We start from the raw sequence: 17549 nt of genomic DNA on the forward strand, positions 1-17549 counted from the left end.
GGACTTCCAAACCGAAGATTTTTTTAATTGTTAGAGTGAATTACACCATTTAAAAGTTACATCAATACAAGCCATTTGAAAATATTTTGAAAAGTTCGTTTTGACATTGGGGGTTAAGAAGATTTTCACTATAACCGAGTCATCAACTATAATTCGATAACATATAGATTATTTTATTTATAAAAAGATTGCATAATAATTAATTCATGGTTTGATTTGTTTGTATGGGGGGAAGCCTAACGTCTGATTAACGTTAGGCTTCATTTTTTTATTTAACTTTTGATTAATAAAATTTAAAGAAAGAAAAGAGTTTTAGTAAAGCGGATTTTAGCTAATTTTATAAAAAATTATACGATGAAAAATATAGCAATTTTAGTTTGCAGTGCATTATTTATGATAGCATCGCAAGTTCAGGCTCAAACGAGCCATAAACCTAAAACAGAAATTATGGCAAAAGAGAACATTTATCAATTTAAAGTTGAAGATTTATCAGGAGATACTTTTGACTTTGCATCTTTAAAAGGTAAAAAAATCATGATTGTCAATACAGCATCAAAATGCGGTTTGACTCCTCAATACAAAGATTTAGAGGCAATTTACAAAGAATATAAAGACAAAGGTTTTGTAATTGTAGGTTTTCCAGCAAATAACTTCGCTTCGCAGGAACCTGGAACAGCGAAGGAAATTGAATCTTTCTGCCAGCAGAATTATGGCGTAACTTTCCCGATGATGAACAAAATTTCAGTAAAAGGAAATGATATGGCTGATATTTACAAATTCCTGACTCAGAAATCTAAAAATGGCTTACAAGATTCTGAAGTAGAGTGGAATTTCCAAAAATACTTAATTAATGAAAAAGGAGAATTGGTAAAAGTAATTAAACCAAGAACTTTACCAACAGATCCAGAAGTTATTAATTGGATAAAAAGTTAATAAGTAAAGTAATGAAAAAAAAATCCGTAAATCTGAAATTTTGAGATTTACGGATTTTTTTTTGTTTGTCAGACTGAGCAAAGTCGAAGTCCTGTTTTGCTGAATCACTTTGCTTAACTTCGACTTTGCTCAGTCTGACAAAAATATAGTTATTTTAAAATCAACTGCATGAAAACCAAATCGAGCCAATGATCAAACTTGTAGCCCACTTCGCGAATTGTACCCGTTGCTACGAAACCAAATCTTTCGTGAAAAGCGATACTACCTGCATTGTCAGCATCAATTGCGCCAATCATTACGTGATAACCTTGTTCTTTTGCCAAGCGAATTAATTCTGCCAACAGTTTAGATCCAATTCCTTTTCCAATTACATGATCGACTACATAAACAGAATGTTCAACCGTAAATTGATATCCGATTTTTTCGCGAAACTGTCCGTAACTTCCAAAACCAACGACCTCGCCATCTAGATCGGCTACAACAACCGGTAGATTTTTGGCTGTTTTATCTTCAAACCACTTTTTTTGAACTTCTAGAGTTTGAATTTCATAGCTGTAATTAGCCGTTGTATGTAAAATCGAATGATTTACGATTTCTAAAATCTTTTGTAAATCATTTGATGTTGCTGGTCTTAAAACAATATTCATATTTAATTTTTGCGATTATTTTGCGTTTAATTCTGCTAGTAAAACATCTACATCTTTAGAATTCCAGCCCATTTCTTTTGCAATGGCTTTGGCTTCTTTAGCATATTCTAAAGCCTTTTTTTTATCTTTTATTTTATTATAAAGTCTGGCTTCTAATAAATTACCATCGTACGAATCATTTAATTCTAAAGAATGATTTACCCAGAAAATGGCTTTTTTCAAACTTTCAGTATCGTTAATATGCTTTAAATAAGTATTTCCAATATCTTTTAAAAAACTAGCATCATTCCAGGCCAATTTTTGTGTGTCTTCAAGAGTAACTTTTTTATAGAAATCCCATTTTTCTGTTCTTTCAGCTAAAGATAAATCATATTTAAAAACCAAAGAATCTGTTTTTTGAAGACGGATAGATTTAGCAACTTCTCTTTGTTTATAATAGTTTACAGTATCTAAATTGTCAACCAGCGGGCGAAGCAATTCGTTTACAATACTTTCAATTTTACGGTCAACTCTATTTTGAGAAGCTACAGCAGCAAATTCTTTTTGATGTTTTAAAACATATTGAAATTCCCTCGATTTAATATCTGTTACGCCGTTTGCAATAACTCTCCAATTCAATTCACTAATTAATTGCGCATCAGACTGTGTATTTAAATACTTATGTGTTGCTGGAGATAGTTCTGTTCTGTCTTTTCCTTTTTTTAAAGTATTTAAATAAGTGAAATATTTATCTGAATTACTCGGATCTGCCATAAATTCCTTTTCAAAATAAGGCAATTGCATTTTCGGATTTAAAGCGTAATGCAGTTCATTTAAAAATTCAGCTTTTTTCATTTCGCCTTTTAAAGCATAAATCAATGTTTCATTAGCATCCAAAAATAAAAAAGTAGGAAGTGATTTTGTGTTGAATTTGTTTTTTAGTGCAATTCCTTCCTCTTTTTCGATGTTTTTATACGTACAAACAAAATTTTTATTCAAAAAATCCATAACTGCTGGATCGCTTAAAACTTCACTTTTCATTAAATTACAATGCGGACACCAGTCAGCATACAACATTACAAAAAGAGGTTTTCCTTCTTTTTTAGCATTTTCCAGCGCTGTTTGATAAGGTGTATCAACAGGAACAAATTTATTTTGAGAAATTACAGTTTGAAAAGTTACAGCTAAAAAAAGTACATACAGAAAACGCATAGCAGGTCTGGCTTTTATTTATAATTCGATTTTACAAATATATTTCCTTTTTCGAGAAAGAGACTTAATATATTCCTAATTATAATTTAAATCAAGTGCGAAGTTTGTAACTTTGTAAGCAAGATTAAGAAAGTCAAATCAAAGATTTTCTTTAAAAAAAGTAATACGCGATCAGAATGATTTACCCCAAAATAGCGCTTGCACAAAGCATTATCGAAATTTTATCTGCCAAAGGCATCATTAATATTATTATTTCTCCAGGATCTAGAAATGCGCCATTAACCATTGGATTTGCTCAAAACCCTAATTTTAAATGTTATAGTATTGCAGACGAGCGCTGTGCTGCTTTTTTTGCTTTAGGAATTGCACAGCAAACCAAACAGCCTACAGCAGTGGTTTGTACATCTGGATCGGCTTTATTAAACTATTATCCGGCTTTTGCGGAAGCATTTTACAGCCAGATTTCGTTAATCGTAATTTCTGCAGATCGTCCTCAGAGTAAAATTGATATTGGCGACGGACAAACTATTCGTCAGGAAAATGTGTTTCTAAATCATTCTGTTTATAATGCCAATTTGACCGAAGATGCGTCAGAAGAAAATGATTTAAAAATCAATCTTGCAGTAGAAACGGCAATTCAGCAAAAAGGGCCAGTACACATCAATGCGCCTTTTGAAGAACCTTTATATGAAACTACTGAAGAACTTTTAGTGCAGCCAAAAATTACAAATCTGCAGTCTGACATTGCTCCAAAAACTATAGAAAATAGTGATGAATTTGTTTCTGTTTGGAATAATGCGAAACGAAAATTAATCTTAGTCGGAGTAAATGAAGCGAATGTTATTGATCAAGAAATAATAGAAAACTTAGCTTCAGATACTTCAATCGTTGTACTTACAGAAACGACTTCGAATCTTCATCATCCAAGTTTTATTAATAGCATTGATACTTTAATTACACCTTTTGATGATTCTGATTTTAAAGAATTTAACCCAGAAGTTTTAGTAACTTTTGGCGGAATGGTAGTTTCCAAAAGAATCAAAGGTTTTTTAAGAAAATACAAACCAGAACATCACTGGCACATCGATACCTTGCGTGCATACGATACATTTGGAGCATTGACCAAACATTTTGAAATGCAGCCAAATGATTTTTTTAAAGACTTACTCTCAAAAACATCTTTTGTAGAAAGTGATTACTTTAAAGATATTCAAGATATTTATAAAACCCGACTAATTAAAAGACAAGAATATCTTAATCAAATTGGTTTTTCAGACTTTAAAGTTTTCGAGAAAGTTATTGAAACGCTTCCTAAAAATAGTATTCTTCAAATTAGTAATAGTTCGGCAATTCGTTATGCGCAATTAATTGATATTGAAGAGTCTATAGAAGTCTTCTGCAATCGAGGAACCAGTGGAATTGACGGAAGTACGTCAACTGCAGTTGGAGCTTCAGTTGGAAATGATAAACAGACAGTATTTGTTACAGGTGATATCAGTTTCTTATACGACAGCAATGCGTTATGGAACTCTTATATTCCGAAAAATTTCAAGATAATATTGGTAAACAATGGAGGAGGAGGAATTTTTAGAATTTTGCCAGGACACGAGGAAAAACCTGTTTTTAATACCTATTTTGAAACTTCTCATGGTTTAACAGCAGAACATTTAGCTAAAATGTATAACTGCAACTATTTTACAGCGAATGATTTACAATCATTAAATAGCAGTTTAGAAATACTCTACAATGCAAATGATGCGCCTGGAATTCTCGAGATTTTTACGCCGACAACAGAAAATGATATTATTTTAAAACAATATTTTAAAAAGCTTATTTAATTTATTTGTAAGTTAATATTTGTTAAAAATTAGTTTTCTTACATTATAATTTTTAGTTTTGGTTTTAGAAATAATAACCAATATAAAATATTATGAGCAAGAGAGAAGAACTAATTGTGAAGTATGCTTCAGATTTAAAAGACAAATGCGGAGTAACTCCCAACATGGATTTACTAACAAAAGTAACTATTGGCTGCGGACCATCTATTTATAATGATGATGCATCTACAGTAGCAGGAAGCCAGCAATCTGAATTGGATACCGTAAAAAATAACTTTTTAATTAAAAAATTAGGGTTAAAAGACGGACCAGAATTAATGGAAGCAATTCATGCTGTATTAGAAAAATATGGTAAGTCTAACAAACACAAATACAGAGTGGTTGTTTATTATCTATTAACGGTACACTTTAAAAAAGAAAGTGTTTATAAATAGTCTTCTGGAGATAAAATAAAGCGTCATAACTATGGCGCTTTTTCTTTTTAATATTAATCCAAAACATTTTTCAATTTACCATTTTCAAACTTCGTACCTTTGCAGCTCATAAACTTAGTTGCAAATCAACTTAGAACGTTAAAAAAATGCTTGAAATAGGAAAATACAATACACTAACTATATTACGTGATACCAAAGTTGGGTTGTTTTTAGGAGATCCTGAAAATGATCCAGAAGGAATTCACGATGTTTTACTTCCAAATAAATATGTTCCCAAAGAATTTGAAATTGGGGAAGAATTAATCGTTTTCGTTTATTTAGATCACGAACAGCGACCTGTCGCAACAACTCTAGTTCCTTATATTTTGTTGAATGAATTTGCACTTTTAAGAGTGAATTATATCAATAATGTAGGTGCTTTTATGGATTGGGGAATGGAAAAAGATATTCTTGTTCCGTTTAAAGAACAAGCCCGTCCAATGGAAAAAGGAAAACGTTATTTGGTTTATTTATACATGGACAAACAAACCAATCGTTTGGTTGCGTCTAGTAAAACCAATCAATTCTTGAATAATGACCAATTAACGGTTGAAAAAGGAGAAGAAGTGGATTTAATTGTTTCTCATATTACCGATATGGGAATTAATGTAATCATTAACGAACAGCACAAAGGTCTTTTGTATAAAGATGAAGTATACGACGACTCGATAAGAACCGGCGATAGAATGCGTGGTTATATTAAAAATATTCGTCCTGATAATAAAATCGATGTGGCGCTCCATGTGCAAGGAGTTGAGAGTATTGAACCAAATGCAGAGAAGGTTTTAAGCGAATTAAGAGCCAGCAGAGGTTTCCTCCGTTTAAATGATAATTCTCATCCAGAAGATATCAAAACGGTTTTGAAAATGAGTAAAAAATCATTCAAAAAAGCCATTGGCTCTTTGTACAAAGAGAAATTAATCGAAATTAAAGAAGACGGGATTTATTTAATAAATTAAAGTTTATTTAAAAAAAAAACAATATTCTAAAAATCCAAATTCCAATCTATCTATTAGTTGGAATTTGGATTTTTTTATTTTTGAAATTTACGAAAGTAAAGTTATTATAACACGAAAGGCTGCTCATTACAAGCAGCCTTTCGCTTTTTATTCTAGTTTTAAAAAAAATTGTAATTAAAAAAAAACAGAAATAAAATAATTCGAATCCATCTCAGAATAATAGCTTTACGTATTTTAGAAATTACCCCATTGATGGTATGTCTTTTAAACAATCAATGCACATATCTTAAAAGCAAAAAAAGAATTTCACGGCTTGATCCATTGGTTTATAAATAACTTTTAGAAAGTGTGAATTAGTACTTTTTTCTTCTTTTTCGTTATCATTCATATACTAATTATAGATACAATTCTAACATTTAACCTTAGGTGTTACTTTTTTCTTTTTGAAGTTTCGACAAACACATAAATCATTTGCTCATTAATTTGAGGTCTGTTAATAAAAACCGTAAAAAAATGAGCGACAAATTTTTTAAATTTTCTCAAAAAAATCATTTTTTAGGTTAATAAATCAGTGAAAGAAAATCAATCTGAAATCAATGAAAGAAAATGTATCTCATTGATTTCTAGGGTGTAAAATTAATTATTATTTTTCTAAACTAATGTTAAAAAATGTTATTTTTTGGAACCTTAAGACAATTGTTAACATTAAGAGTAATTTTCATTACAGACTTAAACAGAATTGAGTAGGTAAAAATGTAAAAATGCCTTATTTTTACCCTATAATTGTTTAAATAAAATAAATCAAAATGGATTGGATTACAGCCAGAGAATTTGAAGATATAACCTATAAAAAATGTAATGGAGTAGCGAGAATTGCTTTTAACAGACCAAATGTTAGAAATGCATTCCGTCCAAAAACTACTTCAGAATTATACCAGGCTTTTTATGATGCACAAGAAGACACTTCGATTGGAGTAGTTTTACTTTCTGCTGAAGGACCATCGACAAAAGACGGAGTTTATTCTTTCTGCAGCGGAGGTGACCAAAACGCGCGCGGACACCAAGGATATGTTGGCGAAGACGGTCAGCATCGTTTAAATATTCTTGAAGTACAGCGTTTAATTCGTTTTATGCCAAAAGTTGTTATAGCAGTTGTTCCAGGCTGGGCTGTGGGCGGCGGACATAGTTTGCACGTAGTATGCGATATGACTCTTGCGAGTAAAGAGCATGCGATTTTTAAACAAACAGACGCAGACGTAACGAGCTTTGATGGCGGTTACGGATCAGCATATTTGGCTAAAATGGTCGGTCAGAAAAAAGCTCGTGAAATTTTCTTTTTAGGTAGAAATTATTCTGCTCAGGAAGCTTTTGAAATGGGAATGGTTAATGCCGTAATTCCGCATGACGAACTTGAAGCTACTGCATACGAATGGGCTCAGGAAATTCTTCAAAAATCGCCAACTTCTATTAAAATGCTGAAATTTGCAATGAACTTAACAGATGACGGAATGGTTGGACAACAAGTTTTTGCCGGAGAAGCAACTCGTTTAGCTTACATGACCGAAGAAGCTAAAGAAGGAAGAAATGCTTTCTTAGAAAAAAGAAAACCAAATTTTGGTGAAAATAAGTGGTTACCATAAAATTAATAAATAGTTTCAAGTTTCATGTTACACGTTCTGTGGATAACTTGAAACTTCAAACTTGAAACAAAATAAAACTAAAAGAATAAATGAAACATTGGATTGAAGCCGCAAGACTGCGCACATTACCTTTATCAGTTTCTGGAATTATAGTTGGAAGTATTTATGCTTTATCAAATCCAACAGAAACTATTAATACACCAACAGAAGTATTTAGTTGGAAAATTTTTGGTTTTGCTCTTTTGACAACATTAGGATTACAGGTTTTATCCAATTTTGCAAATGATTATGGTGATGGGGTAAAAGGCACTGATAATGCAGATAGAATAGGACCGATGCGTGCTATTCAGAGTGGCGTTATTACACCTCAGGCCATGAAAAAAGCCATTATAATTACATCTTTACTGACTTTATTATCAGCAATAATCTTGATTTATTTTGCTTTTGGAAGTGATAATTTCGGTTATTCTATCTTTTTTCTGTTATTGGGAATAGCGGCAATTATTTCTGCGATTCGTTATACAGTAGGTAATTCTGCTTACGGTTATAGAGGATTTGGAGATCTATTTGTATTTATCTTCTTCGGATTGGTAAGTACTTTAGGCGTAAACTTTTTATATGCAAAAGAAGTTGATCCGCTTTTAATTCTTCCTGCTGTTGCAATTGGATTATTGAGCGTTGGGGTTTTAAACCTTAATAATATGCGTGATCAAGAATCAGACAAGAAAGTGGGTAAAAATACAATTGTAGTGCAAATGGGTCCTGCGAAAGCAAAGGTTTATCACTATACTTTGATTATTACAGCAATGCTTGCAGTAGTTGTTTTTGCTATTTTGAGCGGCTATAATTTTGATCAATATTTATTTTTATTGGCATATATTCCATTAACTAAACATTTAATTACAGTTTATAAAAATCAAGATCCTAAATTATTAGATCCAGAATTGAAAAAACTTGCATTAAGCACATTCTTGCTTTCTATTTTGCTCACAGTTTGTATGATTTCGTTGATTTCAGACATTATTGTAAACTTATTTTTAGGAGGAAGATAGAACTACGTTAAACTTTAAACTTAACAAAAATGAAAATTACATTTTACGGACACGCTTCTTTAGGAATAGAAGTGGGAGGAAAACATATTATTGTGGATCCATTTATAACAGGAAATCCGCAGGCAGCAGCAATTGATATCAAAACGCTTAAAGCAGATTATATCTTGCTGACACATGCACACGGCGACCACGTTTTAGACGTAGAAGCTATTGCAAAAAACACAAATGCAGTAATTGTTTCAAATGCTGAAATTACAAGCTATTATGCAAAAAAAGGTTTCAATTCGCACCCGATGAATCACGGCGGAAGCTGGAAATTCGATTTTGGAAAAGTGAAATATGTAAACGCTATTCACTCCAGCAGTTTTCCTGACGGTTCTTACGGAGGAAATCCTGGAGGATTCGTTATCGAAGGCGAACATAAAAACATCTACATTGCTGGAGACACTGCATTGACGTATGATATGAAATTAATCCCACTTCGTACAAAATTAGATTTAGCAATTCTTCCAATCGGGAACAATTTTACAATGGATGTAGAAGATGCGATTATTGCTTCAGACTTTTTAGAATGCGATAAAATTTTAGGTTATCATTTTGATACTTTTGGTTATATCGAAATCAATCACGAAGAATCTATTCGCAAGTTTTTTGATAAAGGCAAAGATTTAATGCTTTTACAAATTGGTGAATCAATAGAATTATAATTATACATTAAAGTTTTGAGGGTTCCGGTAATTATTGGCACCCTCAAAAATAGTTCTACCCTCAGGGCTAAGTCACTCATTTCCATAAGAAAGTTATTTGGCATAATCTATGTTATTTATATTGTGAAGTTTTTTAAAAGTAAAAATCATTTTAATCTGTGAAATCTGTGGCAATTAAAGCATCATCACGAAATACAACTTTCAAAAAAATAATTCTATCGCTTTTTATTATAGTTTCCTTTAATTCTTTCGCTCAGAAAGAAGGCTATTGGGATAAAGAGCGAGCAACTACAAAAGAAATTATGGTTCCTGCGCGCGATAGAATTTCTATTGCAACAGAAGATTTACCAGTTGGAACTACGGAAATCGTTTACAGAATTACACTTTTAGATAAAAATCAAGAAATGGCCAATAGCTTAGTTTCATTGCTAAAAGCGATTCCAGATCCAACAGGAGTAAGCCAGGGTTCTGCAGGAGCAGTTTTTTTGATGTCGAAAATTTCAGGAGATGATGAATGTACTTATTCTATTTTTACATCAAATGAAAATGCAAAAAAATATGTTGCCGATGGTAAAATAGACAAAGCTTGTTATTCTCAAGCTGAACCAGTTAGCAAAGATGCCAAAAGACTTTCATTAGACAAATCTTCTTGTTTAAAACAAAATACAGGCACAATTTGGTTTGGTTTCGAAAGTAAAAATTGGCTGTTAAGTCAAAAAGTAGTTCTAGAAGTTGTGCCTTGGGTTGACACTAAATTAAACCGAGGCTGGAATCAAGACAATAAAAATGAAATTATTAGTTTGTGCAAAACTTCTACAATGGCACAAAAAATGGCTAATTCAGATGATTTTTGTGTTTGTATCTTGAACAAAATCATGAAACAATATCGCTATGATGAGTTTCAAAAATTATTAGCGGTTGAAAAAACAAAAGTGTACAAAGATTTTGGAAATGCCTGTTATAAAGATGCAGATATTTCTAAAAATGTCTTTAACGATTTAAGAACACAAGCATCTTCATTAATAAAACTACAAAAATATAACGAGGCAATTCCGAAACTAAACACAATAATTAGCGAAGGAAAAGCAACTGCATTAGATTACAGTTCTTTAGGTTACTGCTATATTTTGACCAAACAATATGCAAAAGCTTTAAAAGCACTGCAAGAAGGTGAAAAGCTGGATGATACAGAACTAATGGTAAAATTAAATTTAGCACATACTTATTTAATCACTAATGATTACAGTGAGGCAAAAGCTATTTATAAGAAATACCAAACTCAAAATGTTACAGATAGTTTAAGCTGGGTTGCCAAAACTAAGCTGGATTTTGATGCTTTTGAAAAAGCCGGCTTGCCTTCTAAAGATTTTGAAAAAGTGCTTAAATTGTACAATTAAGATTTAAAACAATTCATTTGAAAGCTTCTTACCATAAATATTTATTAGATTTTAAAAGACCTTCCGGAACCTCAAGAGGTATTATGACCGAAAAGGAAACCTGGTTTATTGTTCTAGAAGAAAATGGAAAAATTGGAATAGGTGAGTGTGGAATTCTTCGAGGTTTAAGCGCTGATGATCGTGATGATTATGAAGAAAAACTTCGATGGGCCTGCGAAAATATTCATTTAGGAGAAAATAAACTTTGGGAAGAATTACTAGAATTTCCATCTATCCAATTCGGAATAGAAATGGCTTTCCAATCCTTAAAAAGTGAAAATCCATTTGTTTTGTTTCCATCAGATTTCACCCGAAACAAAAGTTCTATTACAATAAACGGTTTAGTATGGATGGGGGAATCTTCTTTCATGAAACAACAGATCGAAGAGAAATTAGCCGATGGTTTTAATTGCATTAAACTTAAAATAGGAGCGATAGATTTTCAAAAAGAATTAGAATTATTGCAATTTATAAGAAGTCATTTTTCTCCAGAAGAAATTGAAATTCGCGTTGATGCCAATGGAGCTTTTTCTTCAATAGAAGCTTTAGATAAATTAAATAAATTAAAACAATTTCAGCTTCATAGTATTGAACAGCCAATTAAAAAAGGCAATACTGCAGAAATGGCTAAGTTGTGCAAAGAAACGCCTTTTCCAATAGCTTTAGATGAAGAACTTATTGGTATATTTTCATTCGAAGAAAAAGAAAAATTACTGCAAGAAATCAAACCGCAATATATTATTTTAAAACCAAGTTTTATTGGTGGTTTTAGAGGTACACAAGAATGGATTTCATTAGCAGAGAAATATAATATAGGCTGGTGGATTACTTCGGCTTTAGAAAGCAATATTGGGCTTAATGCAATTGCACAATGGACATTTTTGCAAAATTCTAAAATGCCGCAAGGTTTAGGAACTGGAGCATTATATATTAATAATATAGATTGTCCGCTTGAAGTTAAAAATGGCAAGTTGTGGTACAATACAACCAAAGAATGGGAATCTTCTTTTATAGAAAATTTTTAGAAAGGTTCAAAGGGACAAAGTTGCAAAGGTACAGAGGATAAAACCTTTGCACGTACCTTTGCAACTCTGAACCTAATTTCATTCTTTCTTTATAGAAAAAAGTTAAAAGACACAAAGAAATAAACCTTTGCATCTTTGTAACTCTGAACCTTTGAGCCTAATTTCACTCTTTCCCGCCTAAAAGATTTTGCTGCCAGTCTTTTAATTCCTGCCATTTTCCTTGGTAAGCCAATAACGCCTGCTTTGGCCAAGTACTCGGATTGTGTATGGCATAATTTTCTCCACCGGCATCTAAAATAGATTGTAATTTTTCTGTTGATGCTTCAGCAAGATCATACCAAGAATTTATTCCCGCATTGTTTAATAAAGCCTCAATTTTAGGACCAATTCCTTCTACAATTTTTAAGTCGTTTTCTTTTATTTTCTTGCCAAGGTAATTTGCTGCTCCAGCACTGTCAAAAGCAATTGAAGAGGGAGCCGCCGCTGTAAACGACTGTGTAGTTATTTTAGATTTAGCAGCCAGATCTGCTTCTAGTGTTGAAATTCGGGCATTTAAATTTTTAGTGTTCGCTTTACAGGCATCCAAATCTGCTTGAAGTGATAATGCCAGCGAATCATCATTTTTCGAGTTCATTTTTCCTAGTAAGTAACCTAAAATTCCACAGATTAATCCCACTAGCACAGGTATTAAGATACAAGGTATATTCATGATCGTATGTTTTGATTAGTTATTTAATTGTAATTACTGTTCTTCTGTTTGATGCCTTTCCTTCTGAAGTATTATTATCGCCAATTGGTTCATCAGGTCCTTTAGACTGAGTTTCGATCCTAGTTTGGTCAATGCCATTTTTAGAAAGATAATTTTTAGAGAATTCTGCTCTTTTTTGTCCAAGAGCAATATTAGCATCACGGTTTCCAACATTATCAGAATGGCCAACTGCTAGAATAACAGCATCTTTAACGTGCTCAGTATATTTAATAATATCAGCAACTTTTTGTTTCTCAAGACTGCTTAAAGTTTGGCGCGATTGATTCGTACTAAAATGAAGAATCAACGGATCTGCATTTATTTTATCTTTCAAAACGCTCCATTCATCATTTGGCGTTGCAGCTGCAGTAGAATCAATGGTTTCAAATGAATAATCAGCAGGTCCTAGAAGTGTGTCTGCACTCATTTTCCATTTTTCTATAATTTCTCCTTTAGTAATAAATTGCTTTTCAGACAACCCTTCAGTAACAAAATAATTTTTGACCTCATTTGCCCTTGCGAGACCTAGATTTTCAAAAGAAGTAGAATTTGTTTCATCAGATGTAGCGTAACCCGTTATCGTTATTTTCTGTTTTGGATTTGAAACTAAGAATGTCTTTAATTTAGCTATACCAGTTAAGACAGAATCACCAACAGGCATTATTAATGCTGCGCTGTTTTTGAGGAACTTGAGATTATCATTCGTATGATATTCAATTCCAGAACCATTCAATACAAACGGAACAAAATTAGGCTCCACGACAGGTGTTGAAACTGTTTTAGGAGTATCATCCGTTATTGTTTTCTCAGAGCAATTGCAGCAAAATTTAAGATATAAAAAAGTACCTAAAATGATGGTTATTGCAATGCCTAATAGATAAAGTGCTTTTTTAGACATAGATGATAAAGTTTAGATTCTATCAAATTTAACGAAAAAAAATAACACATAACACGTTAATAATCAGTTATTTTAATGTTTTAAATTTGTGCTTTAAAAAGTAGTTTAATACGTTTTTACCTTTTTAAACTTTTAAGAGCTTGATTAAAATGAGTAACTTGCATAAAAAATAATGCACATTTAAAATGGTCGAAATAGAAAGAAAATTTCTTGTAAAATCTGACGACTTCAAGAAACAAGCTTTTACTCAAAATAAAATTGCACAAGGTTACTTGAGTTCTGTCCCGGAAAGAACTGTTAGGGTAAGAGTTAAAGGAAATAAAGGCTTTATAACCATAAAAGGTATAAGTCATAGCAGCGGTATGTCTCGGTTTGAATGGGAGAATGAAATTCCGCTGGATGAAGCGATAGAACTTTTAAAATTATGTGAGAAAGGTAAAATCGAAAAGACCAGGTACGAAATAAAATCTGGAATACATGTGTATGAAGTAGATGAGTTTTATGGTGAAAATGAAGGATTGATTATGGCAGAAATTGAACTAAATTCTGAAACTGAAGCTTTTGAAAAACCAGATTGGCTTGGCGAAGAAGTCACAAATGATGAAAGATATTATAATGCTTATTTGAGTAAAAATCCTTATAAAGACTGGGAAAAATAAAATGACAGAATCCATATACGACCTTGTTATAGTAGGCGGAGGGCCAATTGGTCTTGCCTGCGCAATAGAAGCCGAAAAGAAAAAATTAAAATATTTAATTATAGAAAAAGGTGCAATTGTAAATAGTATTTTCAATTATCCGCTTTACATGACTTTTTTTTCTACTGCAGAAAGATTAGAAATTGGTGACATTCCTTTTAATTGCTTAGCGCCAAAACCTGGGCGTCAGGAAGCTTTAGAATATTACAGAAACATTCATCGTTATTTTAAATTCAATATTAATTTATTTGAAAAAGTAAATGAAGTTCGAAAAGAAAGCAGCGGGATTTTTAAAATTGATACCGATAAACAAAATTACGAAGCTAAAAATGTGGTGATCGCTACAGGTTTTTATGACATTCCGATTGAGATGAATATTCCTGGAGAAAATCTGCCGAAAGTTCGTCATTATTATAAAGAAGCGCACGAATACGCTTTTAGGAAAGTTTTGGTCGTTGGAGCCAATAATTCGTCAGTTGACGCAGCTTTGGAATGCTGGCGAAAAGGTGCTGATGTGACAATGGTTATTCGTAAAAACGAAATTAATAATCGAGTAAAATATTGGGTGAAGCCGGATATCGAAAATCGTATTGCAGAAGGAAGTATCAAAGCTTATTTTGAATCTAATATTACAGAAATCAGAGAAAACGAAGTTGAAATTGAAACACCAAATGGCAGAGTTACAATTGAAAACGACTTTGTTCTGGCTTTAACGGGATATAAACCAGATTTAAGCTTTCTGGAAAGAATGGGAATTCATCTTTCAAACGATGAATTAAAAATTCCTGTATATAATCCTGAAACGATGGAAACTAATGTTGAAGGATTATTTCTTGCAGGCGTTGTCTGCGGTGGAATGCAGACGCATAAATGGTTTATAGAAAACTCAAGAGTACATGCTACAATGATTTTGGATTATATAACTTCGAAATAAAAAAGTTTGCCACGAATTTCACTAATTAACACAAATTATTTCTATAGAATAGATTTCACTCTATGTGACAATCTATTAAATCTGTCAATTCGAGCGAAGTCGAGAACTTTGTATGATACATTTCGACTTCGCTCAATGTGACATTAGAATAAATAAATTAAGAGCTGCAAGAAAGCATCGAACAGCCTACTTTTGATCTTGCCCAATCTGGACGTTTTGCAAACCATTTTTCAGATTCTGGCTGCTCGTCATACGGATTTTTTAATAGCTGAAATAATTCATCAACTAAAGAATAATCGCCTTTGTCTGCTTCATCAATGGCCAGTTGTGCCATATAATTTCGCAGTACATATTTTGGATTTATGAAATTCATTTTCGCAGTACGTTCTTCGTCAGAAAGTGTTTCTAGATTTAATCTTCTGAGATAAACAGAAAGCCATTTTTGCCATGCATCTAGAATTTCACCTTTTATTTCTTCTGGTAAATAGAATGCATATTCAATTTTTTCAAATGCCTGTTCTACAGCATCACTCTTTTTGATCTGGCTTAGGTTTCTGAAAAAGATAGTCATATCAGTTTCTGATAATTGTAAAATTTCTTCAATTCCTTGAATAATTTTATCATCAGTTTCACTTGAAGTAAAAAGTCCTAATTTACTTAAAAACATATTTTTATAATCCTCTTCGTAATCATTAATAAATGAATCTAAGATTTTTTCTAAAGGCTCTGCTTCATTAATTAAAGGATAAAGAGCATTTGCTAATTGGTATAAATTCCACTGGGAAACTTGAGGCTGATTTCCGAAACGATATCTTCTATTTTGACTGTCTGTAGTATTTGGAGTCCAATTTGGATCGTAGTTTTCCAACCATCCATAAGGTCCATAATCAATCGTAATTCCATGAATAGACATGTTATCCGTATTCATTACACCATGAACAAATCCGACACGCTGCCAGTGCAGAATCATTTCTCGAGTCGTATCTGCCACTTTTTTAAAGAATTGTAAATATTGTTCTTTAGGCTCGCCAGTAATTTCTGGAAAATAATGTTTGATTGTGAATTCTACAAATTCTTTTAGATTTTTGAGCTCATTTCTAGCAGTCAGCATTTCAAAACTTCCAAAACGAATAAATGACGGCGCCACACGGCAGACAACAGCACCTTTTTCGTAAGCAGGATTTCCATTGTACAAAATATCTCTCAAAACCTGATCGCCTGAAAGAATCAGAGAAAGTGATCGAGTAGTGGGAACTCCTAAATAATGCATCGCTTCGGCGCATAAATATTCTCTTATAGACGAACGTAAAACGGCTAAACCATCTGCGGTTCTAGAATACGGCGTTTTTCCAGCACCTTTTAACTGAAGTGTGTAAAATTGATTATTGTTTTCAATTTCAGTTAAATTAATCGCACGTCCGTCTCCCAATTGTCCTGCCCAATTTCCAAATTGATGTCCGGCATAACACATCGCATACGGTTGGGTGCCAGGAAGAATATCTTTGCCAGAGAAAGTATTTAAAAATTCTTCTGATTGGATTTCTTCCTTAGAAATTCCAACTAATTCAGCAACTTCTTCAGATGCATGAATTAATTCTGGATGTGAGGGTTTTGTCGGATTTACATATGAAAAGAGCGTATTCTTTACTTGACGAATTTCGTTTGTCAAATCTGGATCTGCTGGCAGTTCGGCTGTAAATCGATTATTTATTTTGAGATTTTTCATTTTATTTCTTTTCTTTTATTGCCACAGATTAACGATTTCAAAAGATTGTTTTAATTAAAAATATTTCAAAAAATATAATCTGTGGCTTAACTTAAAATTAGCCAATTAATTTATCGGCGTACATTTTTTTAAGTTTTTGAATTTTTGGATCAATAACCACTTGGCAATATCCAGCCTCTTGATTTTCATTGTAATAATTTTGATGATAATCCTCAGCTTCGTAAAAAACTTCAAAAGGTTTCAATTGGGTAACAATCGGATCAGCATAAACAGGCTGTACTTCTTCGAATACTTTTTCTGCTATTTCTTTCTGCTCATCATTATGATATAAAATGATCGAGCGGTATTGCGTTCCGCTGTCGCCACCTTGACGATTCAAAGTTGTTGGATCATGACTTGTCATAAAAATGAAAATTAAGTCATGATATGAAATTATGTCAGGATTAAAGGTAACTTGAATAACTTCTGCATGTCCAGTTCTGCCAGTACAAACTTCGCGATACGCTGGATTTTTAATAAAGCCATCTGAATAACCAGATTTTATTGATTCAACACCTTTTAAACGCTGAATTACAGCTTCGACACACCAAAAACAACCGCCACCAAAGGTAGCTACTGATAAATTTCCCATAAATAATACTTTC

Annotated in this window: 17 protein-coding genes; 11 read left to right on the plus strand and 6 right to left on the minus strand. The window is 32.4% G+C overall.

Annotated features, from left to right (window positions below; all coding sequences use genetic code 11):
* The first annotated feature begins 354 nt into the window (after window positions 1-354).
* Window positions 355-933 (plus strand): glutathione peroxidase, encoded by a 579-nt coding sequence (locus EDB96_RS12840; protein WP_134141206.1) that lies wholly within the window; start codon window positions 355-357, stop codon window positions 931-933.
* A 149-nt stretch (window positions 934-1082) separates the two neighbouring features.
* Here EDB96_RS12840 and EDB96_RS12845 read toward each other — a convergent pair whose 3' ends face one another.
* A complete protein-coding gene (locus tag EDB96_RS12845) occupies window positions 1083-1580 on the minus strand; it encodes a GNAT family N-acetyltransferase (RefSeq protein WP_057117906.1) in 498 nt (165 codons plus the stop codon).
* Window positions 1581-1595: 15 nt separating this feature from the next.
* Window positions 1596-2771, minus strand: a complete 1176-nt coding sequence (locus EDB96_RS12850) for a thioredoxin family protein (protein ID WP_134141207.1) — start codon at window positions 2769-2771, stop codon at window positions 1596-1598.
* Between the two features lie 176 nt (window positions 2772-2947).
* Here EDB96_RS12850 and menD point away from each other — a divergent pair, with 176 nt between their 5' ends.
* The 8 genes from menD (at window position 2948) to EDB96_RS12890 (ending at window position 11901) form a co-directional block, all read left to right on the plus strand.
* Window positions 2948-4609, plus strand: a complete 1662-nt coding sequence (gene menD / locus EDB96_RS12855) for a 2-succinyl-5-enolpyruvyl-6-hydroxy-3-cyclohexene-1-carboxylic-acid synthase (RefSeq protein ID WP_134141208.1) — start codon at window positions 2948-2950, stop codon at window positions 4607-4609.
* Between the two features lie 92 nt (window positions 4610-4701).
* Window positions 4702-5043 (plus strand): DUF2853 family protein, encoded by a 342-nt coding sequence (locus EDB96_RS12860; RefSeq protein WP_057117909.1) that lies wholly within the window; start codon window positions 4702-4704, stop codon window positions 5041-5043.
* 146 nt (window positions 5044-5189) lie between these two features.
* Window positions 5190-6041, plus strand: a complete 852-nt coding sequence (locus EDB96_RS12865; RefSeq protein WP_134141210.1) for a S1 RNA-binding domain-containing protein — start codon at window positions 5190-5192, stop codon at window positions 6039-6041.
* 806 nt (window positions 6042-6847) lie between these two features.
* The gene (locus tag EDB96_RS12870) at window positions 6848-7681 is read left to right on the plus strand and encodes a 1,4-dihydroxy-2-naphthoyl-CoA synthase (RefSeq protein WP_053473251.1); all 834 of its coding nucleotides are present in this window, start codon (window positions 6848-6850) and stop codon (window positions 7679-7681) included.
* An 89-nt stretch (window positions 7682-7770) separates the two neighbouring features.
* Window positions 7771-8733, plus strand: a complete 963-nt coding sequence (gene menA, locus EDB96_RS12875) for a 1,4-dihydroxy-2-naphthoate octaprenyltransferase (protein WP_134141211.1) — start codon at window positions 7771-7773, stop codon at window positions 8731-8733.
* A 29-nt stretch (window positions 8734-8762) separates the two neighbouring features.
* A complete protein-coding gene (locus EDB96_RS12880) occupies window positions 8763-9440 on the plus strand; it encodes a metal-dependent hydrolase (protein WP_057117913.1) in 678 nt (225 codons plus the stop codon).
* Window positions 9441-9598: 158 nt separating this feature from the next.
* Entirely contained in the window at window positions 9599-10837 is a 1239-nt protein-coding gene (locus EDB96_RS12885; RefSeq protein WP_134141212.1) for a tetratricopeptide repeat protein, read from the plus strand.
* A gap of 17 nt (window positions 10838-10854) precedes the next feature.
* Window positions 10855-11901, plus strand: a complete 1047-nt coding sequence (locus EDB96_RS12890; protein WP_134141214.1) for an o-succinylbenzoate synthase — start codon at window positions 10855-10857, stop codon at window positions 11899-11901.
* A gap of 163 nt (window positions 11902-12064) precedes the next feature.
* Here EDB96_RS12890 and EDB96_RS12895 read toward each other — a convergent pair whose 3' ends face one another.
* Both EDB96_RS12895 and EDB96_RS12900 read right to left on the minus strand, forming a co-directional pair.
* Complete coding sequence (locus tag EDB96_RS12895) at window positions 12065-12610, minus strand: hypothetical protein (RefSeq protein WP_134141216.1); 546 nt, start codon at window positions 12608-12610, stop codon at window positions 12065-12067.
* A gap of 19 nt (window positions 12611-12629) precedes the next feature.
* Window positions 12630-13547, minus strand: a complete 918-nt coding sequence (locus EDB96_RS12900; RefSeq protein WP_134141217.1) for an OmpA family protein — start codon at window positions 13545-13547, stop codon at window positions 12630-12632.
* Window positions 13548-13732: 185 nt separating this feature from the next.
* Here EDB96_RS12900 and EDB96_RS12905 point away from each other — a divergent pair, with 185 nt between their 5' ends.
* Both EDB96_RS12905 and EDB96_RS12910 read left to right on the plus strand, forming a co-directional pair.
* A complete protein-coding gene (locus EDB96_RS12905; protein WP_134141219.1) occupies window positions 13733-14206 on the plus strand; it encodes a CYTH domain-containing protein in 474 nt (157 codons plus the stop codon).
* A gap of 1 nt (window position 14207) precedes the next feature.
* Window positions 14208-15179: a YpdA family putative bacillithiol disulfide reductase gene (locus EDB96_RS12910; RefSeq protein WP_134141220.1), complete on the plus strand. Its 972-nt coding sequence runs from the start codon at window positions 14208-14210 to the stop codon at window positions 15177-15179.
* A gap of 157 nt (window positions 15180-15336) precedes the next feature.
* Here the strand turns inward: EDB96_RS12910 and EDB96_RS12915 are convergent, their stop codons facing one another.
* Together EDB96_RS12915 and msrA are read right to left on the minus strand one after the other, a co-directional pair.
* Complete coding sequence (locus EDB96_RS12915) at window positions 15337-16905, minus strand: protein adenylyltransferase SelO (protein ID WP_134141222.1); 1569 nt, start codon at window positions 16903-16905, stop codon at window positions 15337-15339.
* 97 nt (window positions 16906-17002) lie between these two features.
* Entirely contained in the window at window positions 17003-17536 is a 534-nt protein-coding gene (gene msrA / locus EDB96_RS12920; protein ID WP_134141224.1) for a peptide-methionine (S)-S-oxide reductase MsrA, read from the minus strand.
* Between the last annotated feature and the right edge of the window lie 13 nt (window positions 17537-17549).

The sequence above is a fragment of the Flavobacterium sp. S87F.05.LMB.W.Kidney.N genome (genome assembly GCF_004366435.1).
In the GTDB taxonomy this organism is placed as follows: Bacteria; Bacteroidota; Bacteroidia; order Flavobacteriales; family Flavobacteriaceae; genus Flavobacterium.